1 protein-coding gene is annotated in these 521 nt (G+C 62.8%); it reads left to right on the forward strand.

The window, feature by feature from the left end; all coding sequences use genetic code 11:
• Nucleotides 1-99: 99 nt before the first annotated feature.
• On the forward strand, nucleotides 100-521 hold a 422-nt coding region (gene trxA, locus HX846_RS36840), incomplete at its 3' end, for a thioredoxin (RefSeq protein WP_178967418.1).

The raw sequence follows: 521 nt of genomic DNA on the forward strand, positions 1-521 counted from the left end.
CTGGCTTGCCTGCGATTGCGATCCTGAGACCGCCCCGCTTTCAGCTAACCCCACCAACCCTTATAGTTGCCCCATCCCCTGCTTTCTTCGAGATTCCCCATGAGTGAGCCCACGCCGTACATCTTCGATGCCACCACCGCCACCTTCGATCAGGCGGTGATCCAGAACTCCTTCGAAAAACCCGTGCTGGTGGATTTCTGGGCCGAGTGGTGCGCGCCGTGCAAGGCGTTGATGCCGATGCTCGCGCAGATTGCCGAGAGTTATCAGGGTGAGTTGCTGCTGGCCAAGGTCGATTGCGATGCCGAGCCGGACGTGGTCTCGCGCTTTGGCATTCGCAGCCTGCCTACCGTGGTGCTGTTCAAGGATGGCCAGCCAGTGGATGGGTTTGCCGGTGCGCAGCCTGAATCCGCCGTGCGCGCGATGCTGGAGCCCCATGTGCAGATGCCACCACCGGCGGCTGCCGATCCACTGGAGCAGGCCCAGGCGCTGTTTGCCGAAGGCCGTATCACCGACGCCGAGGC

Origin of the sequence: Pseudomonas sp. K5002 (assembly GCF_013386655.1) — a bacterium.
GTDB lineage: Bacteria > Pseudomonadota > Gammaproteobacteria > Pseudomonadales > Pseudomonadaceae > Aquipseudomonas.